The sequence below is a fragment of the Streptomyces sp. NPDC006610 genome, from assembly GCF_040611575.1.
Taxonomy (GTDB): Bacteria; Actinomycetota; Actinomycetes; order Streptomycetales; family Streptomycetaceae; genus Streptomyces.
Genome location: NZ_JBEXOP010000025.1, coordinates 39417 through 61266 on the forward strand (window position 1 = coordinate 39417; position 21850 = coordinate 61266).

Here is a 21850-nt window from a genome sequence, read left to right on the forward strand (position 1 = left end):
AGCGGGCGTGGGACGAAGGGGCGGTAAGAAGTGAGCGCGAGCGGCACGGGAACCGCCGCGGCCGGCCAGGTCGAGCACATGCTGCGCCAGGTGACGCCGGGGCGCTACGACGCCTACGAGGCGCTGCTGCGCGCCCTCGCCGCCCCCTCCGTCGGCCAGGTCTGGATGCTGCTGTGGCACGGCCAGGCCGGTTCCCCCGACGCCCAGTACGGCGACATGGAGGTCGGCGGCCACCACTACGCGCCCTGCGTCACCTCCGCCCAGGAGCTCTCCGCCAGCGGCTGGAACCGGTCGTACGAGGTGGTCGACGCCCTCGACGTGGCCCGCACCCTCTACCCCGACCACTACGGACTGTGGCTGAATCCGCACGCCCCCGGCGGCGGCGTCGGCATCCCCTGGCTCGATCTGCGGCGTATCGCCGCCGGTTTGGACCGCCAGCCCGCCGGCCCGCTGCGGCTGTCCGAACCCGCCGTCGAGGTCCCGCAGTTCTACGCCCTCCTCGCGCAGAACGCCCACCGCACCCCGGCCGTGCGCTCGCTGCGCCGCGCGTGGGTGCAGCCAGCCCTCGGAGCGCCGTATCTGGCCATCGGCCTGGACGTGTACGACACCTCCCCGCCCGCCGTGGACTCCGTGCGCGCGATGATGCAGCAGTCCATCGGCGCCGTCCCGGACGGCCTGCCGGTGTCCACCGTCGCCATGTCCGACGAACACGACCCGGTCGCCATGTGGCTGCGTGCCAACGCCCGTCCGTTCTACGACCGCGAGGCCCACGCCGCCCCGGCCGGCGGCTACGGCTACCCGCCCGCGCGCGCCTACTGAGCGCCCGCGCCACCCCTTCCGTCTCACTCCGCGAACGCGTCCACCCGCCCCGCGCGGGTCCCCGTCATGCCCTCGTGAACAGCCAAGTTTCGGCCGTGTCCTGCATGTTAAACCTCCGCATCCTTGATGTACCGGTAGCTTCCGATTTATCGAGTGTTCAAATCTCAGGTAGGTATCACCGCTATGCGGACTGTTCTCGTTTTCCGGCCGCGTCTGTAGTGTTCGGGCGGTCAACAGTGCTTTCCCCACAGTGGAACCCGGAGTGGCCTCCCTATGCGCATACTCAGATCCCGTGCCGCCAGGGCGATCACGGCCGCGTTGGCGGTCGGTGTGATCGCCACCGGCTGCGCCAGTGAGCGAGACAAGGAAGACCAGAAGGGGGACAAGGACACCTTCGTGTTCGGCGCCCCCGGCGACCCGAGCTCGCTCGACCCGGCGCTCGCGAGCGACGGCGAGACCTTCCGCGTCACCCGGCAGGCCTTCGAGGCGCTGCTGGAGCACGAGTCGGGCGGCAGCAAGCTCGTCGGCGGCCTGGCCGAGACCTGGGAGAGCAACGACAAGGGCACGGTCTGGACCTTCAACCTCCGCAAGGGCGTGAAGTTCCACGACGGCGAGACCTTCAACGCCGCGGCCGTGTGCGCCAACTACGACCACTGGTTCAACTGGACGGGCACCTACCAGTCCAGCGCGGTCTCCTACTACTGGCAGACCATCATGGGCGGCTTCGCGAAGAACGAGGACCCCGAGACCCCCGAGGCGAACTACAAGTCCTGCACCGCCAAGGACGAGCACACCGCCGTCATCGAGGTCAAGAAGCCCTCCGCGAACCTGCCCGGCGGCTTCTCCCTCCAGGCCCTGGCCATCCACTCGCCGAAGGCCCTCAAGGAGTACGAGAAGCAGGAGGCGACCGCCAAGGGCGACGCCATCACGTACCCCAAGTACAGCCAGGAGGCCGGCCTCGTCGCCGGCACCGGCCCGTACAGGATCACCAAGTGGAACAAGGGCAACAAGGAGGTCTCCCTGGAGGCCTTCGACGGCTACTGGGGCGAGAAGGCCAAGGTCAAGAACCTGGTCATCCGCACCATCGACACCGAGGACGGCCGCCGTCAGGCGCTGCAGGCCGGTGACATCGACGGCTACGACCTGGTCGCGCCCGCCGACGTCAAGACCCTCGAGGGCGAGGGCTTCCAGGTCCCGACCCGTGGCGTCTTCAACCTCTTCTACGTGGGCATGACCCAGGAGAAGAACCCGGCGCTGAAGAAGAAGGAGGTCCGCCAGGCCATCGCGCACGCGCTCGACCGCGAGAACCTGGTCAAGACCCAGCTGCCCGAGGGCGGCAAGGTGGCCACCCAGTTCATGCCGGACACGGTGGCGGGCTACTCCGAGAACGTCACCCAGTACCCGTACGACACCGCCAAGGCCAAGCAGCTGCTCAAGAGCGCCGGCGAGAGCGGCCTCAAGATCGAGTTCTGCTACCCGACCGAGGTCACCCGCCCGTACATGCCCTCGCCGCAGGACCTGTTCGAGCTGATGAAGGCCGACCTGGAGAAGGCCGGCATCACGGTCACCCCGAAGCCGATGAAGTGGGCCCCGGACTACCTGGACGCCACCGAGGCCGGCTCCTGCGCCCTGCACATGCTCGGCTGGACCGGTGACTTCAACGACGGCTACAACTTCATCGGCACCTGGTTCGCCGAGTACGACAAGCAGTGGGGCTTCAAGAACAAGGAGCTGTTCGACGCGGTGAACGCCGGCTCGAAGATCGCCGACACCGCGGGGCGCACCGCCGCCTACCAGAAGGCCAACGAGGTCATCATGGACTACCTGCCGGGCGTCCCGGTCTCCTCGTCGCCGCCCGCGATCGCGTTCGCCAAGAACGTGAACCCGCCGAAGGTCTCCCCGCTCACGCAGGAGAACTTCGCCGAGATCTCCTTCAAGTAAGTAGAGACAGGCATCGCACACGGGTCCGCCCGGCTGCTGCAACTCGGCGGCCGGGCGGACCCTTCGCTGAAGTCACTGACGTAAGAAAGGGGCATGCGGGGTGCTGCGTCTCGTCGTACGAAGACTGCTCCAGCTGATTCCCACCCTGCTCGGCCTGTCGGTTCTGCTGTTCCTCTGGCTCAACCGGCTGCCCGGCGGACCCGCCTCAGCGATCCTGGGGGAGCGGGCCACCGAGGCCGAAGTGGCACGGATCAACCGCGCACTGGGGCTCGACCAGCCCCTCCACATCCAGTACTGGCGCTTCCTCAAGCGCATCGGCGAACTCGACCTGGGCACCTCGGTGCAGACCGGTCAGCCCGTGTGGGACGAGTTCACGCTGCGCTTCCCGGCCACCGTCGAACTGTCCGTCGCGGCGATGATCATCGCGATCGTGATCGGCGTGCCGCTCGGCTACTTCGCCGCCCGCAAGCGCGGCGGCTGGCTCGACGTCACCGCCGTCTCCGGCTCGCTCGTCGGCATCTGCGTGCCGGTGTTCTTCCTCGCCCTGATCCTCAAGGACGTCTTCGCCGTCGGACTGGGCCTCTTCCCCAGCTACGGCCGCCAGGACAGCGGCATCGACGCCACCGAGGTGACCGGCTTCGCGGTCCTCGACGGCGTGCTCACCGGCGAGTTCGACGCCTCCCTGGACGCGGTCCACCATCTGGTGCTGCCCGCGATCACCCTGGCATCCATCCCGCTCGCCGTGATCGTCCGCATGACCCGTGCCAGCGTGCTCGAAGTGCTCGGCGAGGACTACGTCCGCACCGCCGAGTCCAAGGGACTGCGCCGCAGCGTGGTGCGCGGGCGGCACGTGCTGCGCAACGCCATGCTGCCGGTCGTCACCGCGGTCGGCCTGCTCACCGGCTCGCTGCTGTCCGGCGCCGTGCTCACCGAGTCCGTGTTCTCCTTCGGCGGGATCGGCTCCTTCATCCGGACGGCGATCGACGACCGCGACTACCCGGTCCTCGTCGGTTTCATCATGTTCATCGCGATCATCTACGTCCTGATCAACCTGCTGGTGGACGTGGCGTACAGCCTCATCGACCCGAGAGTGCGGGTGCACTGACGTGAGCACCACCAAGACAGAGAAGATCCAGCGCCTCGCGGAGCTCACCGCACACAACGAGAGCACGACCGGCGCGAGCCTGTGGAAAGAGGCCTACCGGCGGCTGCGGACCAGCAAGATGGCGATCATCGGGGCCGGCGTCATCGCCGTCTTCGTGCTGCTGGCCATAGTCGGCCCGTGGATCGCCCCGCATTCGCCGACCGCCCAGACCTGGCGCAGCGAAGTCCTCGTCAACCAGGGCAAGTTCGTCGGACCCCGCGGCGAGAACTGGCTGGGCCTGGACCACCTCGGCCGCGACATGTTCTCCCGGATGCTGGTGGGCGCCCGGCAGACCCTGCTCGTCGGCGTCGTCTCCACCATGATCGGACTCGTCGTCGGCTTCCTCATCGGCGGCCTCTCCGGTGCCGCGGCCACCCTCGGCGGCGACAAGGGCAAGCGACTCGACTCCTTCGTCATGCGCGTCACCGACATGATGCTGGCGCTGCCCTCGCTGCTGCTCGCCGTGTCCGTCGCGGCCGTCATGGGCCAGTCCCTGACCACCGTGATGATCGCCGTCGGCGTCGTCCAGGTGCCGATCTTCGCCCGCCTGCTGCGCGGTTCGATGCTCGCGCAGGGCGGCGCCGACTACGTGCTGGCCGCACAGGCGCTGGGCGTGCGCCGGCGCCGCATCGTCGTCACGCAGATCATGCCGAACTCGCTCAGCCCGGTGATCGTCCAGGCGACCCTCTCGCTGGCCACCGCCATCATCGAGGCGGCGGCCCTGTCCTACCTCGGGCTCGGCAACCCCGACCCCTCGGTCCCCGAGTGGGGCGTCATGCTGGCGCGCGCCCAGGACTTCTTCGACAACGCGCCGATGATGGCGGTGTACCCGGCTCTCGGCATCATCATCACCGCGCTCGGCTTCACCCTGCTCGGCGAGGCCATGCGGGAAGCCCTCGACCCGAAGCTGCGAGGCTGAACCACCATGCCACTTCTCTCAGTCGACGAACTGACCGTCACCTTCGGCGGACAGCACGGCCGCAAGGAGTCCCGGGCGGTCGACGGCGTCTCGTTCTCCGTCGACCAGGGCCAGGTCGTGGGGCTGGTCGGCGAGTCGGGCTGCGGCAAGTCCGTCACCTCGCTCGCCCTGATGGGGCTCCTGCCGGCCAAGGGCGTCGAGATCACCGGCCGCGCCGACTTCGACGGCTCCGACCTGCTCTCCATGAGCCGCAGGGCGCTGCGCGACCTGCGGGGCCGCCGGATCGCGATGATCTTCCAGGACCCGCTGTCCTCCCTCAACCCGGTCGTCCCGATCGGCGTCCAGGTCACCGAGATCCTGGAGCGCCACCGGGGCCTGAAGGGCGAGGCCGCCCGCAAGGAGGCGGCGAGCCTGCTGGACCGGGTCGGCATCCCCGACCCCACCCGGCGGCTCAAGGAGTACCCGCATCAGATGTCCGGCGGCATGCGCCAGCGCGCGCTGATCGCCATGGCGGTGGCCTGCGCGCCGGGCCTGCTGATCGCCGACGAGCCCACCACGGCCCTCGACGTCACCATCCAGGCGCAGATCCTGGAACTGCTGAAGGAACTGGTCGACCAGGAGGGCACCGCCCTGCTGATGATCACCCACGACCTGGGCGTGGTGGCCGGCCTCTGCGACGAGGTGAACGTGCTCTACGCGGGCAAGGTCGTGGAGTCCGCGGGGCGCCGCGAACTGTTCGCCCACCCCACCCACCCCTACGCGCACGGGCTGCTGGGCTCCATCCCCCGGCTCGACGCCCCGCGCGGCGAACCGCTCACCCCCGTCCGGGGCTCCATCAACGACCGGATCGCCTGGGCCGACGGCTGCGCCTTCGCGCCCCGCTGCGACCGCTACGAGCTGGACTGCCTGGGCGGCACCCCGCCGCTCGCCGCACCCCGGGCGGCCGGACACCAGGTGCGGTGCGTCCACCCCGTACTCGACGACGCCAAGGCCGAGGAGGTCCGCGCATGAGCCTGCTCGAACTGGACGGAGTCAAGGTCCACTTCCCGGTCAAGAAGGGCGTCCTCTTCGACCGCACGGTCGGCCACGTCCACGCCGTCGACGGCGTCTCCCTCAAGGTCGAGGCCGGCCAGACCTACGGCCTGGTGGGCGAGTCGGGCTGCGGCAAGACCACCCTCGGGCGGGCGGTGCTGCGCCTGGTGCCCATCACCGAGGGCGGCGTCGTGCTCGACGGAACCGACCTGGCCAAGCTGCCCGAGGAGGAGATGCGCCGCTTCCGGCGCCGGCTCCAGATGGTCTTCCAGGACCCGCTGGGCTCCCTCAACCCCCGGCAGAACATCGAGTCGATCCTCTCCGAGGGCATGATCGCCCACGGCATCGGCGCCACCCAGGAGGAGCGGCGCGAGAAGATCAAGGCGATCCTCGCCAAGGTCGGGCTGCCGTCCAACGCGCTGTCCCGCTACCCGCACGAGTTCTCCGGCGGCCAGCGCCAGCGCATCGGCATCGCCCGCGCCCTGGTCCTGGAGCCGGACGTGATCATCTGCGACGAGCCGGTGTCCGCGCTGGACGTGTCCATCCAGGCCCAGGTGATCAACCTGCTGGAGGAGCTGCAGGAGGAGCTGGGCCTGACCTACGTGGTCATCGCCCACGACCTCGCGGTGGTCCGGCACATCTCCGACGTGATCGGCGTGATGTACCTGGGCGCGCTGGTGGAGGAGGCCCCGAGCGACGCCCTCTACGCGGAGCCGCGGCACCCCTACACCAAGGCCCTGATGTCGGCGGTTCCCGTGCCCGACCCGGAGGTCGAGGACCGGCGCGAGCGCATCCTGCTCACCGGCGACCTGCCCTCGCCGGCCGACCCGCCCGCCGGATGCCGGTTCCACACCCGGTGCCCGTGGGTGCAGGAGACGCTGTGCGCCACCGAGCGGCCGGCGCTGACCGACGTCGGCGGCGGACACCGGGTGGCGTGCCACTACGCCGCAGAGATCGCCGCGGGGACGCTGACGCGGACGACGGGGGACGTGGTCCCGGCGGCGCGGGAGGGGCTGGACGACAATCCGGCGCCGGCGGCGGTGGGCGCGGCGGGGAAGGCGGCCGAGGCGGCCGAGGCGGAGAAGGCGGCCGAGACGGGCAAGGCGGCCGAGGCGGAGAAGGCCGGCTAGTCGGCCCTTCGTGGTGACCCTCTGGGTCGGCCTTTGATTTGCCGACCGTCTCACGGGGTGGACCTTGATTTGTAAGGTCCACCCCGGGGCGCGTCACAATGTTCTGGTGCTCCAGCAATTGTTCAGCCCTTCCGTCCAGCACACCCTGGATCTGGTCGGCATCTTCGTCTTCGCGATCTCCGGCGCACTGCTGGCCGTCCGCAAGAACTTCGACGTCTTCGGCATCGCCGTGCTCGCCGAGGTCACCGCGCTCGGCGGGGGACTCTTCCGCGACCTGGTCATCGGCGCCGTGCCGCCGGCCGCGTTCACGGACCTCGGGTACTTCCTCACCCGCTCCTCGCCGCCCTCCTGGTCTTCTTCCTGCACCCGCAGGTGGAGCGCATCCAGTCGGGGGTGAACGTCTTCGACGCGGCCGGGCTCGGGCTGTTCTGCGTCTCGGGCACGACCAAGGCCTACGAGCACGGGCTCGGCCTGACCGCCTCGGCCGCCCTCGGGCTCGCCACCGCGGTCGGCGGCGGGGTGCTGCGCGACGTCCTCGCCAACGAGGTGCCCTCACTGCTGCGCTGGGACCGCGATCTGTACGCCGTGCCCGCGATGGTCGGCGCCGCCATGGTCGCGCTGTGCATCCAGCACGACGCCCTGACGCCGGTGACCTCGGGGCTCGCGGTCGTCACGGCCTTCGTGCTGCGGCTGCTGGCGATGCGCTACCACTGGCGGGCACCGCGCGCCTGGAACCGGCGGTCGACGGTGCGGGAGGAGACGCCGGAGGGGGCGGAGCGGCTGGACCGGCCATCGGAAAAAGCTACCGCTTAGTAGTTGTTTGTTGTACCGTACCGCCATGGCTCAGGCATCCCAGGCGACCATCGGCGACAGCGAGTTCGACCGCGACACCGCCGTCACCCGGCGCGCGGACGGGGTCTACGACATCGACCTGTCCGCCGGCTGGACCATCATCAACGCCGTGAACGGCGGCTATCTGCTGGCCGTCCTGGGCCGCGCCCTCGCGGACGCGCTCCCGCACCCGGACCCGTTCACCATCTCCGCGCACTACCTCACCGCCTCCCGGCCCGGCCCGGCGGTCGTGCGCACCGAGACCGTCCGCACCGGCCGCACCCTCTCCACCGGCCAGGCCTCGCTCTTCCAGTACGACGAGCAGGGCGCCGAGGTCGAACGGATCCGCGTCCTCGCCTCCTACGGCGACCTGGGCGCCCTGCCCGACGACGTCCGCACGACCGCGAAGCCGCCCGCGATCCCGCCGGTGGAACAGTGCTTCGGCCCCTCCGACGCCCCGGCCCCCGTGCCCGGCAGCTCCGCCATCACCGACCGGCTGATGCTCAAGCTGGACCCGGCCACCCTCGGCTGGGCGCTCGGCGCGCCCTCCGGCAAGGGCGAGATGCGCGCCTGGTTCGGCCTCGCCGACGGCCGCGACGCCGACCCCCTCTCGCTGCTCCTCGCGGTGGACGCCCTCCCGCCGACCGCCTTCGAGCTGGGCCTGAGCGGCTGGGTCCCGACGGTCGAGCTGACCGTCCACGTCCGCTGCCGCCCGGCCCCCGGCCCGCTGTGCGTCTCCATCACCACCCGCAACCTCGCGGGCGGGTTCCTGGAGGAGGACGGCGAGGTCTGGGACAGCGAGGACCGGCTCGTCGCCCAGTCCCGGCAGCTGGCACGCGTGCGGCTGTCGGACTGAGGGCTCCGTCGCCGTCGGGCCGAGCGTCCCGCCGCCCGGCGGGGGATCAGTCCAGCCAGTGCTCCCGGCCGACGGCGATCAGCCGCAGTCGGCGCGCGGCCGTCCGCATGACCCGCCCGCGCTCCTCCTCCGGGGCGTCGAGCGCCTCCAGGAGGAGCGAGGCGGTCGCCAGCATCTGGTCGACGTAGAGGCCCGCCAGCATCGCCAGGTCGTCCTCGCTCCACCCCCGCGACAGCGGGTCCCCGGCCAGCGCGGCCCCCACCTCCTCGGCGAACCGGGCCAGCCGGTCCCGTATGGCCTCCCGCACGGGCTGGACGCCGCCGTGCCGCTCACGGGCGAGGAAACGGATGTGCGCGGGGTGTGCTTCCACCTGGCGGGCGATCAACTCCACGGCGAGCGCGATGCGTTCGTCGCTGTCGCCGGTCGTGGACACCGCCGACCGGATCAGCGGGTGGAGGCTGCCGAGCGACTCCTCCACCAGGGCCACGCCGAGGTCCGCCGTGGAGCGGAAGTGGCGGTAGAAGGCGGTCGGCGCGACCCCCACGGCACGGGTGACCTCGCGCAGGCCCAGGCTGCTCAGACTCTGCTCCTCCAGCAGCTCCAGCGCCGCGTCCAGCAGCGCCCGCCGGGTCTTCGCCTTCTGCGCCTGCCGGATGCCGACGGTGTGACTCATGCCATGCAGTCAACAACCGTTCTGCGGAAATCTGAACCCGCCGGATTGTTTGGACTGACAAGTCAGTGAACAGGTGTGTACACAGCAGAGTGTCCGGCCGGCCGGACCGGCCGAGTCGATGCCGTCCGGTCGGCCGGGCCGATCCGAGAGGCAACCGGAAGGGATGCGATTTCCGTGCTGTTCCTCGTCGCCGCACTGCTCCTGCTCGGCGTCGTCCTGGGCACCGTCGCCCACGCGCCGCTGGGTTTCACCGCCGTCCTGGCCGCGGTGATCGCCGTCTGGCTCGCCGTCTTCGCCCTGCGCGAACGGCACGGCCGCCGTCGCCGGACGCCCGCGCACTGACCGCCGTGGCGGCGAACGCACGACCGCCGACGCCGTCCTCACGAACGCACCCACCGCCGCACCAGCGAACGGGAGCACGGACCATGCAGCTGACCGCACCGGCCACGCGCCGCACCGGCATCCGCGACGCCGACGGGATGGCCGTCGCCTCCTTCGTCCTCGGCCTGCTGGGCCTGCTCGTCCTCAACCTCTTCCTCGGCCCGACGGCCGTCGCCCTGGCCGCCGTCGCGCTGCGCCGCGGCACCCGGCGCCGTGGCCGCGCCTTGCTCGGCATGGGCCTGGGCATCGCCGACCTGGTCGTCCTGGCGGCGTTCGTGCAAGCGGACGGCACGATCTCCTGGAGTTTCTAGACCCGTGCTCGCGAGGCGGACGGAGCGCCACGACCGGGCACGGCGGGGTGCGGCGCCGTCGCGACGGCCGCGGTGGGCCACGCGGCTGAGGGCGCCGGGGCCGGGAGCCGTAGAATCGGCGGCACCATGGCATACCTCGACCACGCCGCGACCACCCCGATGCTCCCGGAGGCGGCAGAGGCCCTGACCGCCCACCTGGGCGTCACGGGCAACGCCTCCTCCCTCCACGCATCCGGCCGCGCCGCACGGCGAGCCGTCGAGGAAGCCCGCGAGACCCTGGCGGACGCCCTCGGCGCACGGCCCAGCGAGATCGTCTTCACCTCCGGCGGCACCGAGGCCGACAACCTCGCCGTCAAGGGCCTGTACTGGGCCCGCCGCGACGCCGACCCGGCCCGCACCCGCGTCCTCGCCAGCCCCGTCGAACACCACGCCGTCCTGGACGCCGTGCACTGGCTCGGCGAGCACGAGGGCGCCACCGTCGAGTACCTCCCCGTCGACTCCCACGGCCGGGTCCACCCCGAGGCCCTGCGCGAGGCCGTCGCCCGCGACCCCGACGACGTCGCCCTGGCCACCGTCATGTGGGCCAACAACGAGATCGGGACCGTCCAGCCGGTGCGTGAACTGGCCGAGGTCGCCGCCGAGTTCGGCGTCCCGCTGCACTCCGACGCGGTGCAGGCCTTCGGCCAGCTCCCGATCGGGTTCGCCGGGTCGGGCCTCGCCGCGATGACCGTCTCAGGTCACAAGATCGGCGGGCCGTACGGCATCGGCGCGCTGCTCCTCGGCCGCGAGTACAGCCCCGTGCCGGTGCTGCACGGCGGCGGACAGGAACGCCACGTCCGCTCGGGCACCCTCGACGTCCCCGCCATCGCCTCCTTCGCGGTCGCCGGACGGCACGCCGCCGAGCACCGGGAGCGGTTCGCCCGGGAGATCGGCGCCCTGCGGGACGACCTGGTCGCCAAGGTCCGCGCGGCCGTCCCCGACGCCATCCTCGGCGGCGACCCGGACCCCGCGGGGCGGCTGCCGGCAAACGCCCACTTCACCTTCCCCGGCTGCGAGGGCGACTCCCTGCTGCTGCTCCTCGACGCCCAGGGCATCGAGTGCTCCACCGGTTCCGCCTGCACCGCCGGCGTCGCCCAGCCCAGCCACGTCCTCCTCGCCACCGGCGTCGACCCCGACCTGGCCCGCGGCACCCTGCGCTTCTCCCTCGGCCACACCTCCACCCCGGACGACGTCGAGGCGCTCGCCAGGGCCATCGGACCGGCGGCGGAACGGGCTCGGGCGGCGGGGCTGACGTAAGGGCGCCGGTCCCGTGCGCCCGGGTACGGCCTTGCCGGGAAGCGGGCAGAGGCCAACACTCCGGACGCGAACCTCGTCGCGCAGGTCTTCGCGCTGCTCGCCACCGTGATCCACCTCGTGGTCGGGATCCTGGAGCGCTTCCGCTACGGCCGTCCCGAGGTCCGCCGCTTCCTCACCACGTCCACGGCGGACGCCCCCGAGGTCACCCTGTGGCGTTCGGGCGTCGCCGTCCACAACATGCTGCTCGGCCTCGGCCTCGTCGCCGGGGTCGTCGCCCCGCACACCGGGGACACCACCGTCGGCCGCACACCGGTCGGCTGCCCGTGCGCGTTCCTCGTCGTGTCCGCCGTCGTCGGCGTGTCCTTCCCGCGCCTGCGGCGGGGCGCCCTCGGCCGGGGCGTCGCCCCGGCCCTCGCCCTCGTCGCCGCCGCGCTCGGCCGAGCCACGCCACGGCCCGGCCGCCGCGTCACGCCACGGCCGTCCGCGCCCGCCGCACGAGCTTCAGGTAGCGGTCCCAGTCCCAGTGCGGGCCCGGGTCCGTGTGGTCCGTGCCCGGCACCTCCACGTGCCCGATGATGTGCTCGCGGTCGACCGGGATGTCGTACCGCCGGCATATCCGTGCCGTCAGCCGCGCGGACGCGGCGTACATCGCGTCCGTGAAGTCCTGGGGGCGGTCCACGAAGCCGGCGTGCTCGATGCCGACGCTGCGTTCGTTGTAGTCCCGGTTGCCCGCGTGGTACGCCACGTCCAGCTCGCGGATCATCTGGGTGACGTGGCCGTCCCCGCGCACCACGTAGTGCGACGCGGCGCCGTGCTCCGGGTCCTGGAACACCTTCACCGCACTGTCGAAACTGCCCTGGGTGACATGGACGACCACCATGTCTATCGCGTAGTCGGCCGGGCGGTCCGCCATCCGCCAGTTCGCCGGCGAGGCCCCCACCCAGCGCGCGCCCCGGTGGTCCACCGCGCCCGCCACCCGCGGCTTGTCCACGCCGGGCACCTGCCACCACAGCCGCGACAGCTCGTCGCGGGCCAGCAGCGCGCCCGTGCCGGCCACGGCCGCCGCGCCCCCGGCGATCAGCGCGCGCCGCCCGATCCGCGGGCCGGCGCCGCCCTTGTTCTGCTCCATGTGACCGAGAACGGATACTCGCGGGCTCCGGTTCCCGCGCCCCCGTACCCTGGATGCGTTATGACTGACACCCCGCAGCGCTCCCGCCCCCTCCGCGTCCTCGCCGCCATGTCCGGCGGGGTCGACTCCGCCGTGGCCGCCGCCCGCGCCGCCGAGGCGGGCCACGACGTCACCGGCGTCCACCTGGCGCTCTCCGCGAACCCCCAGTCCTTCCGCACGGGCGCGCGCGGCTGCTGCACCATCGAGGACTCCCGCGACGCCCGCCGCGCCGCCGACGTCATCGGCATCCCGTTCTACGTCTGGGACCTCGCCGACCGCTTCCGCGAGGACGTGGTCGAGGACTTCGTCGCCGAGTACGAGGCGGGCCGCACCCCGAATCCGTGCCTGCGCTGCAACGAGAAGATCAAGTTCGCCGCCCTGCTGGACAAGGCCCTCGCCCTCGGCTTCGACGCCGTGTGCACGGGCCACTACGCCAAGGTGATCGTCCGCCCCGACGGCACCCGCGAACTGCACCGCGCCTCCGACATGGCCAAGGACCAGTCCTACGTCCTCGGCGTGCTGGACGACCGGCAGCTCGCCCACGCCATGTTCCCGCTCGGCGACACCGTCACCACCAAGGACGAGATCCGCGCGGAGGCCGAGCGGCGGGGCCTCGCGGTGGCCAAGAAGCCCGACTCGCACGACATCTGCTTCATCGCCGACGGCGACACCCAGGGCTTCCTCGCGAAGCGGCTCGGCAGGGCCGAGGGCGACATCGTGGACGAGGCCGGCAACCGCCTCGGCACCCACGACGGCGCCTACGGCTTCACCATCGGTCAGCGCAAGGGCCTGCGCATCGGCACCCCGGCGCCCGACGGCAAGCCCCGCTACGTCCTCGACATCTCCCCGGTCACGAACACCGTGACGGTCGGCCCGGCCGACGCCCTCGACGTCACCGCCCTGACCGCGGTCAGGCCCCGCTGGTGCGGCACGGCCCCCACCGGTCCCGGCGCCTACACCGCCCAGCTGCGCGCCCACGGCGACGAGACGCCGGTGACCGCGCGGCTCGTGGACGGCGAACTGCGCGTGGAGTTCGCCGAGCCCGTCCGCGGGGTCGCCCCCGGCCAGGCGATCGTGCTGTACGACGGCACGCGCGTGGTGGGGTCGGCGACGATCGCCTCGACGGTGCGGGCGACGGCCGGGGTGGCCTGAACGGCTGTCCGCGCGAGGGGCGGGGCAAGGCGTCGACGGCGCGGCCGGCCGAGCCGCCGCCCGCGCGCGGGGGTCAGTCCGGTTCGACGTCGTAGAAGCAGAGGTGGCCCTTGATCCGTGCCACCGCCGGCTTCGGCGCCGGGTAGGACCAGACGAGGTCGGGCGCGTCCGGCAGCGACCAGTAGGACGCGGTGCCCTTGAAGGGGCAGTGGGTGTGGGTGTCGGAGGGCGTCAGCAGGTCCGTGCGGACGTCCTCGGCGGGAAGGTAGTACCGCACCGGACAGCCCGTCTCGCGCAGCACGAGCGGCCGTGAGCTGTCCGCGAGCACCTGCCCGTCACGGACGACCCGCACGCGCCGCGTGCCCTGCTCGATGGTGATCGTGTGTCCTTCGGTCATGCCGGAAAAAGCGCGTGACGGACGCCGCTTGTTCCCGCGTACGGTGATCGCATGAACATCTGCGTCTTCCTCTCCGCCGCCGACCTCGACGAGCGGTACACGCGCCCCGCGCGCGAATTCGCCAAGCTCCTCGCCAAGGGCGGCCACACCCTGGTGTGGGGCGGGTCCGCCGCCGGTCTGATGAAGGTCGTCGCCGACGGGGTGCGGGAGGCGGGCGGGCGGCTCGTCGGCGTCTCGGTGGAGTTCCTGGCGTACAAGGCCTACCAGGGCGCCGACGAGATGGTGGTCGCGCGGGACCTCGCGGAGCGCAAGCGCCTGCTGCTGGAGAAGTCGGACGCCGTGGTCGTCATGGTCGGCGGCACCGGGACCCTGGACGAGGCCACCGAGATCATGGAGCTGAAGAAGCACGGCCACACCGAGAAGCCGGTCGTCGTGCTCAACACCGAGGGCTTCTACGACGGCCTCAAGGAGCAGTTCCGGCGCATGGAGGACGAGGGCTTCCTGCCCCGCCCCCTCACCGACCTGGTCTTCTTCGCCGAGGAGCCGGTGGGTGCGCTGGCCTACCTGGAGGAGAGCCGGGGCGTGGCCTGACGCCGGGTGATGCGAGCATGGCGGACATGGCTACCCATGTGATCACCGGGGCGGGTTCCGGCATCGGCGCCGCCGTGGCCCGCCGGCTGCACGCGCGCGGGGACGACCTCGTCCTGCACGCGCGCGACGCGGGCCGCGCGAAGGAACTGGCGGCGCGGTTCCCCGGCGCCCGCACCCTCGTCGGCGACCTCGCCGACCCCGACCGGCTCAGCTGGGCCTTCTCCCACCAGACGCTGCCCGACCGGGTGGATTCCCTGCTGCACATCGCCGGCGTGGTGGACCTCGGCCCGGTCGGCGACCTCACCCCCAAGACGTGGCGGCACCAGATCGACGTCAACCTGATCGCACCGGCCGAGCTGACCCGGCACTTCCTGCCCCAGCTGCGCGCCGCCCGCGGCCACGTCGTGTTCGTCAACTCCGGCGCCGGCCTGAACGCCCACGCCGGCTGGTCCGCCTACGCGGCCTCCAAGCACGGCCTGAAGGCCCTCGCCGACTCCCTGCGCCACGAGGAGCACGGCAACGGCGTCCGCGTGACCTCCGTCTACCCCGGCCGCACCGCCAGCCCCATGCAGGCCAAGGTCCACCAGCAGGAGGGCAAGGAGTACGACCCGTCCCAGTGGATCGACCCCGAGTCGGTCGCCACGACCATCCTCATGTCCCTGGACCTCCCCCGAGACGCCGAGGTCAACGACCTGACGGTCCGCCCGGGCCGCTAGGGGGTCACGTCTCCGGGTGCGGCTGCGCCGTGCCCTTCGCGCAGTTCCCCGCGCCCCTTTCAGGGGCATGTGCAGGCACACGCTTCTGAAAGGGGCGCGGGGAACTGCGCGAGCAACCACATCGGTGCCGCACCCGGCGACGAACCCCCCGCCCCGCGGGCGCGGGACCGCCCACCCCGCTTTCGCGGAGCGTTCCGTACGCTTCCCGGCGTGAGCGAAAACAGCAACACCCCCTTCGGCCCGGCCACCGGCGTCGGCTCCCTGCCCGGAGACGACGCCCGGGAGGCCGTCAAGACCGCCACCGGGTCCTTCGAGGACTTCCCGTTCCTGCCCGAGCTGCCCGCCCGCGGCCCCGGCGCGGACATGATCGGCCGGACCGCGGGCATGCTCGTGGAGCTGTACGCGCGCGTGGAGCCCAGCGGCTGGCGGATCGGCGACCGCCCCGGCCGCGACACCCGGCGGGCCCGGTCCTGGCTCGTGCAGGACCTCGACGCCCTGGAGGAGTACACCCAGGGCTACACGGGCCCGCTCAAGGTCCAGGCCGTCGGGCCGTGGACGCTGGCCGCCTCCCTGGAGCTCAGGAACGGCGAGGCCGCCCTCTCCGACCCCGGCGCGAGCCGGGACCTCACCGCCTCCCTCGCCGAGGGCCTGCGGCTGCACCTGGAGGACGTACGGCGCCGGGTGCCCGGTGCCCAGGTCGTCCTCCAGCTCGACGAGCCGTCCCTGACCGCGGTGCTGCGCGGACAGGTGCGCACGGCCAGCGGCTACCGCACCCACCGGGCCGTCGACCGGCAGGTCGTGGAGGGCGCGCTGCGGGAGGTCTTCGCCGTGCAGGACGGCGGCCCCGTCGTCGTCCACTCCTGCGCCCCCGACGTCCCCTTCGCCCTGCTGCGGCGGGCCGGCGCCGCAGCGATCTCCTTCGACTTCTCGCTCGTCACCGAGCGTGACGACGACGCCATCGGGGAGGCGGTGGAGGGCGGCACCCGGCTGTTCGCCGGTGTCGTCCCGGGGACGGACGGCCCATTGTCAGACCCTGCCGGTAGCGTCATGGGTGTCAGGACGCTCTGGCGCAGGCTGGGGCTGCGACCGGGACTGCTCGCGGACGCCGTCACGGTCACCCCGGCGTGCGGTCTCGCGGGCGCTTCGCCGGAGTACGCCAGGCGGGCCCTCGCCCACTGCGTCCGGGCGGCGAGATCCCTCGCGGACAACCCTGAGTAACGGGAGGACAACGGTGGCCGGCGACAAGCAGGCGGAAAGCACGGCGGTACCCGCCGAGGCGCGGGAGCGGCACGCGCGTCTCGCCGAGGAGATCGAGGAGCACCGCTTCCGGTACTACGTGAAGGACGCTCCGGTCGTCAGCGACGCGGAGTTCGACCGGCTGCTGCGCACCCTGGAGGAGCTGGAGGAGGAGTTCCCCGAGCTGCGCACGCCGGACTCGCCGACGCAGAAGGTCGCCGGGTCGTACGAGTCGGAGTTCACCTCCGTCGAGCACCGCTCGCGGATGCTGTCGCTGGACAACACCTTCAACGACGACGAGCTGGCCGCCTGGGCCGACCGCATCGCGCGTGAACTGGGCGAGCAGCCGTACCACTTCCTGTGCGAGCTGAAGGTCGACGGCCTCGCCGTCAACCTCACCTACGAGCACGGCCGCCTCACCCGCGCGGCCACCCGCGGCGACGGCCGCACCGGCGAGGACGTCACCACCAACGTCCGGACCATCGCCGAGATCCCGGACCGGCTCAAGGGCGACAGAGTGCCCGATCTCGTGGAGATCCGCGGGGAGGTCTACTTCCCGATGGCGGCCTTCGAGGAACTCAACGCCCGGCGGGTGGCGGCCGGCGAGAAGCCCTACTCCAACCCGCGCAACTCCGCCTCCGGTTCGCTGCGGCAGAAGGACCCGAAGGTCACCGCGTCGCTGCCGCTGCACATGGTGGTGCACGGCATCGGGGCCCTGGAGGGCTTCAGCGGCCTGACCCGGCTCTCCCAGGCGTACGACCTGCTCAAGGAGTGGGGCCTGCCCACCTCCCCGCACAACCGGGTGGTCGACGGCCTCGACGGGGTGCGGGAGTTCATCGCCCACTACGGCGAGCACCGCCACTCCGTGGAACACGAGATCGACGGAGTGGTCGTCAAGCTGGACGAGATCCCGCTCCAGGGCAGGCTCGGCTCCACCTCCAGGGCCCCGCGCTGGGCGATCGCGTACAAGTACGCGCCGGAGGAGGTCAACACCAAGCTGATCAACATCCGCGTGGGCGTCGGCCGCACCGGGCGGGTCACGCCGTACGCCCAGGTCGAGCCGGTGACGGTGGCGGGCTCGGAGGTCGAGTTCGCGACCCTGCACAACCAGGACGTGGTCAAGGCCAAGGGCGTCCTCATCGGGGACACCGTGGTCATCCGCAAGGCGGGCGACGTCATCCCGGAGATCCTCGGCCCGGTCGCCGACCTGCGCGACGGCAGCGAGCGCGAGTTCGTGATGCCGGCCGAGTGCCCCGAGTGCGGCACGCCGCTCAGGCCGATGAAGGAGGGCGACGTCGACCTGCGCTGCCCCAACGCCCGCACCTGCCCCGCCCAGTTGCGCGAGCGCCTGTTCTACCTCGCGGGCCGCAAGGCGCTGGACATCGAGCACTTCGGCTATGTCGCCGCGGCTGCCCTGACCAAGCCGCTGGAGCCGACCGACCCGCCGCTGACGGACGAGGGCGACCTGTTCGACCTCACGGTCGAACAGCTGCTGCCCATCAAGGCGTACGTCCTCGACCAGGACAGCGGGCTGCCCAAGCGGGACCCGAAGACCGGCGAGGAGAAGGTCGCCACGGTCTTCGCCAACCAGGAGGGCGAGCCGAGGAAGAACGCGCTGGCCATGCTGGCGAACATCGAGGCGGCCAAGCAGCGGCCGCTGGCCCGCGTCATCACCGGGCTGTCGATCCGTCACGTCGGCCCGGTCGCCGCTGAGGCGCTGGCCCGGGAGTTCCGCTCCATCGACCGCATCGAGCAGGCGAGCGAGCAGGAGCTGGCGACCACCGAGGGCGTCGGGCCGATCATCGCCGCCTCGCTCAAGGAGTGGTTCGCCGAGGAATGGCACCAGGAGATCCTCCGCAAGTGGAAGGCCGCGGGCGTCCGCATGGAGGAGGAGAGCACCGGCGAGGACGAGGGGCCGCGTCCGCTCGAAGGGCTGACGGTCGTCGTCACCGGCACGCTGGAGGACTTCACGCGGGACGGGGCGAAGGAGGCACTGCAGAGCAGAGGCGCGAAAGTGACCGGTTCGGTTTCAAAAAAGACGGCATTCGTCGTTGTGGGTGACAATCCCGGATCGAAATACGACAAGGCGATGCAGCTGAAAGTGCCGGTGCTCAACGAGGACGGTTTCAAGGTCCTGCTGGAGCAAGGGCCCGAAGCCGCGGCGGAATCCGCCTTGCCGACACCCGAATAGCGGTGGAAGAACACCCGATCGGCGCAAATGAGATGCATCAGGGCGGGTGCGGCGCATTCGGGCAACCGTCGACGACCGCTGCCCCTGGAAGCCTTCCGCGGCCTACTGTTGAGATGTGCGCCTGCCGTGCCCGGCTGCGGTCGGGGCACCCCCTGCCTTTCGAAGGGCCGGGGGAAAGGGTTTTCCCACGCGGTGCAGTGAGGGACGTCGGGCATCGGGCCGCGTGGCGCGGGCACCGCCGGCTGTGAGAGGGACGGGAATGGAACCGACCGAGAGCGCCGCCCCGTATTCACGGCTGCGCCGATTGGCCGGCGCCTGGCGAGGGGGCCTGCGGACGGCATGGCGGGCCGGTGCGGCTCCCACCGCCGCCCCGGCCGCCGACCGCACCACGACCACCGGCCGTGCCGCCCGTCCGGCGGCCGGACACACCGCGGCCGGGACGGCTTGCCCGGACGCCGGACCCGCCGCCCGTCCCCGCAGGCCCGGACACGCCGGTGGCCCGGCACAGGGCGGTCCGACGCGTGGCGGCCTCCCGCGCGGCGGGCACGGCGGGCAGCCCGGCTTCCCCGGCGTCGGGACCGGGGCCGCGACGGGCGACGGGACCGACGCCGAGCGGCAGTTGGCGTGGCCCCTGCTGCCCGCCGCCGTCGTCGCGGGCGCCGCGATCGCGCTCGGCGCGGGATTCCTGCGGGCCTTCACCGGTCAGCACGCGCTCTTCCCGTCCGGCACCGCCGGCTGGTCCCTGGCCGTGCTGACCGGCATCATCGTCGGCCACCTCGTCGCCCTCGGCCGCGCCCGCTGGTGGGGCGGCACCGGCTCCGGCGCCGCCCTCACCCTCGCCGTGCTGCTGCTCTACGGCTGGGTGCCGGCCGGCATGGTCAGCCTCACCGTCGTCGTCCTCGTCGGCGCGGCCCGCCGCCACCGCTGGCGGCAGGGCCTGCTGCACGGCGCCGTCGACGTCGTCGGCATCGGCGCCGGAGCCCTCGTCATGGCCTCATTCGGCCGCGTCCCCTCCGTCGAGCACCCCTGGGCCCCCGCCACCTGGACGGTCTACACCGTCCCCGCCGTCGTCCTGGTCGCCGCCGCCTATCTGCTCGTCACCCGCACCCTGCTGTGGTACCTGCACGCCCCGCGCTCCCGCGGCCTGCCCACCGTCGCCCGCACCGCCCTCGCCCGCCAGGGCCTGGTCGCCGTCGCCCTGCTCGGCATCGCGCCCCTGGTCTGCGTGGTCGCCATGGCGGAACCGATCCTGCTCCCGCTGTTCGCCATCCCGCTCATCGCCCTCGACTCCACCCTCTGGATGGCCCGCGCCCGCGCCGAGGAACAGCTGCGCGACCCGCTCACCGGGCTGCCCAACCGCCAGTGGCTCCTGGAGCGCACCTGGACCGCCCTCGACGACGCCGAGCGCATCGGCGCCCGCACCGCCCTGGTACTGATCGACCTCGACCGCTTCCGGTCGGTCAACGACACCCTCGGCCATCTCGCCGGCGACCGGCTGCTGCTCCAGACCGCCGACCGGCTCGGCCTCGCCCTGCCCCGGGGCGCCGAGGCCGCCCGGCTCGGCGGCGACGAGTTCGCCGTCTTACTGCCGGTCGCCGACTCCACCACGTCAGCGACCCGAATCGCCCGCGGCCTCGTCGCCTCCCTCGGCTCCCCGCTCGACCTCGACGGCCTGACCCTCGTCCTGGAGGCCAGCGCGGGAGTCGCCGTCTTCCCCGATCACGCGCTCGACGCGGAGGGCCTGCTGCGCCGGGCCGACGTCGCGATGTACCAGGCCAAGCGCGACCGCACCGGCGTCGAGGTCTACGAGTCCAAGCGGGACTCCAACACCCCCGACCGTCTGGGCCTGCTCGCCGACCTGCGCCGGGCCCTGGACGCCCACGAGGTCGAGCTCCACTACCAGCCGAAGGTGCGCTTCGACGGCCAGGTGGCGGGCCTGGAGGCGCTGGTGCGCTGGGTGCACCCCGAGCGGGGCAAGGTGCCGCCGGACGAGTTCATAGCGATCGCCGAGACCTCCGGCCTGATGCCCCATCTGACGGAGTACGTCCTGGAGACGGCGCTCGCCCAGGTCGCCCGCTGGCGCGCGCAGGGCCTGTTCGTGCCGGTCGCGGTGAACGTCTCCCCGCGCGACGTGCACAGCCCCGGCTTCGCCGGCTCCGTCGCCGCCCGGCTGGCCCGGCACGGCGTCCCGGCGGGCGCCCTCCAGCTGGAGATCACCGAGCACGTGCTGCTGGAGGACCCGCAGCGCGCCGCCGACACCCTCGCCGGCCTCACCGGACACGGCGTGAAGATGTCCCTGGACGACTTCGGCACCGGGTACTCCTCGCTGGTGCACCTCAAACGGCTCCCGGTGAGCGAACTGAAGATCGACCGCTCCTTCGTGGCCCGGCTGGCCGTCGACGCGGAGGACGCCGAGATCGTGCGCTGCACCATCGACCTCGCCCACTCGCTCGGCCTGCTCGTCGTCGCCGAGGGCGTCGAGGACGACGAGACCTGGGAACGCCTGCGCGACCTGTGCTGCGACGCCGTACAGGGCTGGCTCGTCGCCGCGGCGATGCCGCCCGAGGAGACCACGGCGTGGCTGCGCGCCCGCGGCGCCCGGGGCTGGGTGCGCCCCGCGGCGGCCCTCCCGGCGGCGGCCGGGGACGAGTGATCCGGTCCGGGACCGCCCGGGAACAGGGGCCGCTGGGAAACCGTTTAACAGCCTTCGGCCCCCGACCCATAGGATTGGCCCCAAACCACACACACTCACCCCAGAGGATCGCTGCATGCCTGGCATCACGCGCGAGGAGGTCGCCCACCTCGCCCGGCTGGCGCGTCTGGAGCTGAAGCCCGAAGAGCTCGACCACTTCGCCGGCCAGCTGGACGACATCATCGGCGCGGTCGCCCGCGTCAGCGAGGTCGCCGACCAAGACGTTCCGCCGACCTCGCACCCGCTCCCGCTGACGAACGTCATGCGCCCGGACGAGGTCCGCCCGTCGCTCACCCCCGAGCAGGCGCTCTCCGGCGCCCCCGCCCAGGAGCAGCAGCGTTTCAAGGTGCCGCAGATCCTGGGGGAGGAGTAAT

The 21850-nt window shown here is 72.2% G+C and carries 21 protein-coding genes and 1 pseudogene; 19 read left to right on the forward strand and 3 right to left on the reverse strand.

The annotated features are described in order from the left end of the window. Nucleotides 1-30 precede the first annotated feature (30 nt). The 8 genes and pseudogenes from ABZY13_RS20760 (at nt 31) to ABZY13_RS20795 (ending at nt 8672) form a co-directional block, all read left to right on the forward strand. Nucleotides 31-819 (forward strand): enhanced serine sensitivity protein SseB C-terminal domain-containing protein, encoded by a 789-nt coding sequence (locus ABZY13_RS20760; RefSeq protein ID WP_356632776.1) that lies wholly within the window; start codon nt 31-33, stop codon nt 817-819. A 273-nt stretch (nt 820-1092) separates the two neighbouring features. Further along, nucleotides 1093-2760, forward strand: a complete 1668-nt coding sequence (locus ABZY13_RS20765) for an ABC transporter substrate-binding protein (RefSeq protein ID WP_356632778.1) — start codon at nt 1093-1095, stop codon at nt 2758-2760. Nucleotides 2761-2860: 100 nt separating this feature from the next. Beyond that, complete coding sequence (locus ABZY13_RS20770) at nt 2861-3865, forward strand: ABC transporter permease (RefSeq protein ID WP_356632780.1); 1005 nt, start codon at nt 2861-2863, stop codon at nt 3863-3865. 1 nt (nt 3866) lies between these two features. Further along, on the forward strand, nt 3867-4823 hold the full coding sequence (locus ABZY13_RS20775) for an ABC transporter permease (protein WP_356632782.1): 957 nt from the start codon (nt 3867-3869) through the stop codon (nt 4821-4823). Between the two features lie 6 nt (nt 4824-4829). After that, nucleotides 4830-5834: an ABC transporter ATP-binding protein gene (locus tag ABZY13_RS20780; protein ID WP_356632784.1), complete on the forward strand. Its 1005-nt coding sequence runs from the start codon at nt 4830-4832 to the stop codon at nt 5832-5834. Then, the gene (locus ABZY13_RS20785) at nt 5831-6985 is read left to right on the forward strand and encodes an oligopeptide/dipeptide ABC transporter ATP-binding protein (protein ID WP_356632786.1); all 1155 of its coding nucleotides are present in this window, start codon (nt 5831-5833) and stop codon (nt 6983-6985) included. Before ABZY13_RS20780 ends, ABZY13_RS20785 begins: the two co-directional genes overlap by 4 nt. A gap of 106 nt (nt 6986-7091) precedes the next feature. After that, nucleotides 7092-7798, forward strand: a pseudogene (locus ABZY13_RS20790) (trimeric intracellular cation channel family protein). A 25-nt stretch (nt 7799-7823) separates the two neighbouring features. Then, complete coding sequence (locus ABZY13_RS20795) at nt 7824-8672, forward strand: thioesterase family protein (RefSeq protein WP_356632788.1); 849 nt, start codon at nt 7824-7826, stop codon at nt 8670-8672. Nucleotides 8673-8718: 46 nt separating this feature from the next. Here the strand turns inward: ABZY13_RS20795 and ABZY13_RS20800 are convergent, their stop codons facing one another. Further along, on the reverse strand, nt 8719-9345 hold the full coding sequence (locus ABZY13_RS20800; protein WP_356632790.1) for a TetR family transcriptional regulator: 627 nt from the start codon (nt 9343-9345) through the stop codon (nt 8719-8721). Between the two features lie 174 nt (nt 9346-9519). On the opposite strand from ABZY13_RS20800, the gene ABZY13_RS20805 reads away from it, so the two are divergent. The 4 genes from ABZY13_RS20805 to ABZY13_RS20820 all read left to right on the forward strand — a co-directional run bounded on the left by ABZY13_RS20805 (nt 9520) and on the right by ABZY13_RS20820 (nt 11909). Next, nucleotides 9520-9687, forward strand: coding sequence for a hypothetical protein (locus ABZY13_RS20805; RefSeq protein WP_356632792.1), 168 nt, complete (start codon nt 9520-9522; stop codon nt 9685-9687). 83 nt (nt 9688-9770) lie between these two features. Then, entirely contained in the window at nt 9771-10037 is a 267-nt protein-coding gene (locus ABZY13_RS20810; protein ID WP_356632794.1) for a DUF4190 domain-containing protein, read from the forward strand. Between the two features lie 126 nt (nt 10038-10163). Next, nucleotides 10164-11333: a cysteine desulfurase family protein gene (locus ABZY13_RS20815; RefSeq protein ID WP_356632796.1), complete on the forward strand. Its 1170-nt coding sequence runs from the start codon at nt 10164-10166 to the stop codon at nt 11331-11333. Between the two features lie 105 nt (nt 11334-11438). Then, the gene (locus tag ABZY13_RS20820) at nt 11439-11909 is read left to right on the forward strand and encodes a DUF1304 family protein (RefSeq protein WP_356632798.1); all 471 of its coding nucleotides are present in this window, start codon (nt 11439-11441) and stop codon (nt 11907-11909) included. Here the strand turns inward: ABZY13_RS20820 and ABZY13_RS20825 are convergent. Further along, nucleotides 11800-12462, reverse strand: a complete 663-nt coding sequence (locus ABZY13_RS20825; RefSeq protein WP_356632800.1) for an N-acetylmuramoyl-L-alanine amidase — start codon at nt 12460-12462, stop codon at nt 11800-11802. The two genes, ABZY13_RS20820 and ABZY13_RS20825, sit on opposite strands and share 110 nt — an antisense overlap. 60 nt (nt 12463-12522) lie before the next feature. Here ABZY13_RS20825 and mnmA point away from each other — a divergent pair, with 60 nt between their 5' ends. Beyond that, nucleotides 12523-13653: a tRNA 2-thiouridine(34) synthase MnmA gene (gene mnmA / locus ABZY13_RS20830; RefSeq protein WP_356632802.1), complete on the forward strand. Its 1131-nt coding sequence runs from the start codon at nt 12523-12525 to the stop codon at nt 13651-13653. A 73-nt stretch (nt 13654-13726) separates the two neighbouring features. Here mnmA and ABZY13_RS20835 read toward each other — a convergent pair whose 3' ends face one another. Further along, entirely contained in the window at nt 13727-14050 is a 324-nt protein-coding gene (locus tag ABZY13_RS20835) for a DUF427 domain-containing protein (protein ID WP_356632804.1), read from the reverse strand. 51 nt (nt 14051-14101) lie between these two features. Here ABZY13_RS20835 and ABZY13_RS20840 point away from each other — a divergent pair, with 51 nt between their 5' ends. The 6 genes from ABZY13_RS20840 (at nt 14102) to gatC (ending at nt 21849) form a co-directional block, all read left to right on the forward strand. After that, nucleotides 14102-14641, forward strand: coding sequence for a TIGR00730 family Rossman fold protein (locus ABZY13_RS20840; RefSeq protein ID WP_356632806.1), 540 nt, complete (start codon nt 14102-14104; stop codon nt 14639-14641). A gap of 26 nt (nt 14642-14667) precedes the next feature. Then, entirely contained in the window at nt 14668-15357 is a 690-nt protein-coding gene (locus tag ABZY13_RS20845) for an SDR family oxidoreductase (protein ID WP_356632808.1), read from the forward strand. A 210-nt stretch (nt 15358-15567) separates the two neighbouring features. Then, nucleotides 15568-16575 carry a methionine synthase gene (locus ABZY13_RS20850; protein WP_356632810.1) on the forward strand — a complete coding sequence of 336 codons (1008 nt, stop codon included), beginning with the start codon at nt 15568-15570 and terminating at the stop codon, nt 16573-16575. A 13-nt stretch (nt 16576-16588) separates the two neighbouring features. Next, nucleotides 16589-18784, forward strand: a complete 2196-nt coding sequence (ligA, locus tag ABZY13_RS20855) for an NAD-dependent DNA ligase LigA (RefSeq protein ID WP_356632812.1) — start codon at nt 16589-16591, stop codon at nt 18782-18784. A 259-nt stretch (nt 18785-19043) separates the two neighbouring features. Then, entirely contained in the window at nt 19044-21437 is a 2394-nt protein-coding gene (locus ABZY13_RS20860) for a bifunctional diguanylate cyclase/phosphodiesterase (RefSeq protein WP_356632814.1), read from the forward strand. Between the two features lie 115 nt (nt 21438-21552). Further along, entirely contained in the window at nt 21553-21849 is a 297-nt protein-coding gene (gatC, locus tag ABZY13_RS20865; protein ID WP_004925108.1) for an Asp-tRNA(Asn)/Glu-tRNA(Gln) amidotransferase subunit GatC, read from the forward strand. Nucleotide 21850 lies beyond the last annotated feature (1 nt).

Coding starts and splice junctions, on each gene's coding strand:
- ABZY13_RS20785 (WP_356632786.1), top strand. CDS start 5,831: ATGAGCCTGCTCGAACTGGACGGAGTCAAGGTCCACTTCCCGGTCAAG.
- ABZY13_RS20845 (WP_356632808.1), top strand. CDS start 14,668: ATGGCTACCCATGTGATCACCGGGGCGGGTTCCGGCATCGGCGCCGCC.
- ABZY13_RS20780 (WP_356632784.1), top strand. CDS start 4,830: ATGCCACTTCTCTCAGTCGACGAACTGACCGTCACCTTCGGCGGACAG.
- gatC (WP_004925108.1), top strand. CDS start 21,553: ATGCCTGGCATCACGCGCGAGGAGGTCGCCCACCTCGCCCGGCTGGCG.
- ABZY13_RS20840 (WP_356632806.1), top strand. CDS start 14,102: ATGAACATCTGCGTCTTCCTCTCCGCCGCCGACCTCGACGAGCGGTAC.
- ABZY13_RS20825 (WP_356632800.1), bottom strand. CDS start 12,462: ATGGAGCAGAACAAGGGCGGCGCCGGCCCGCGGATCGGGCGGCGCGCG.
- ABZY13_RS20815 (WP_356632796.1), top strand. CDS start 10,164: ATGGCATACCTCGACCACGCCGCGACCACCCCGATGCTCCCGGAGGCG.
- ABZY13_RS20765 (WP_356632778.1), top strand. CDS start 1,093: ATGCGCATACTCAGATCCCGTGCCGCCAGGGCGATCACGGCCGCGTTG.
- ABZY13_RS20810 (WP_356632794.1), top strand. CDS start 9,771: ATGCAGCTGACCGCACCGGCCACGCGCCGCACCGGCATCCGCGACGCC.
- mnmA (WP_356632802.1), top strand. CDS start 12,523: ATGACTGACACCCCGCAGCGCTCCCGCCCCCTCCGCGTCCTCGCCGCC.
- ABZY13_RS20795 (WP_356632788.1), top strand. CDS start 7,824: ATGGCTCAGGCATCCCAGGCGACCATCGGCGACAGCGAGTTCGACCGC.
- ABZY13_RS20800 (WP_356632790.1), bottom strand. CDS start 9,345: ATGAGTCACACCGTCGGCATCCGGCAGGCGCAGAAGGCGAAGACCCGG.
- ABZY13_RS20835 (WP_356632804.1), bottom strand. CDS start 14,050: ATGACCGAAGGACACACGATCACCATCGAGCAGGGCACGCGGCGCGTG.
- ABZY13_RS20860 (WP_356632814.1), top strand. CDS start 19,044: ATGGAACCGACCGAGAGCGCCGCCCCGTATTCACGGCTGCGCCGATTG.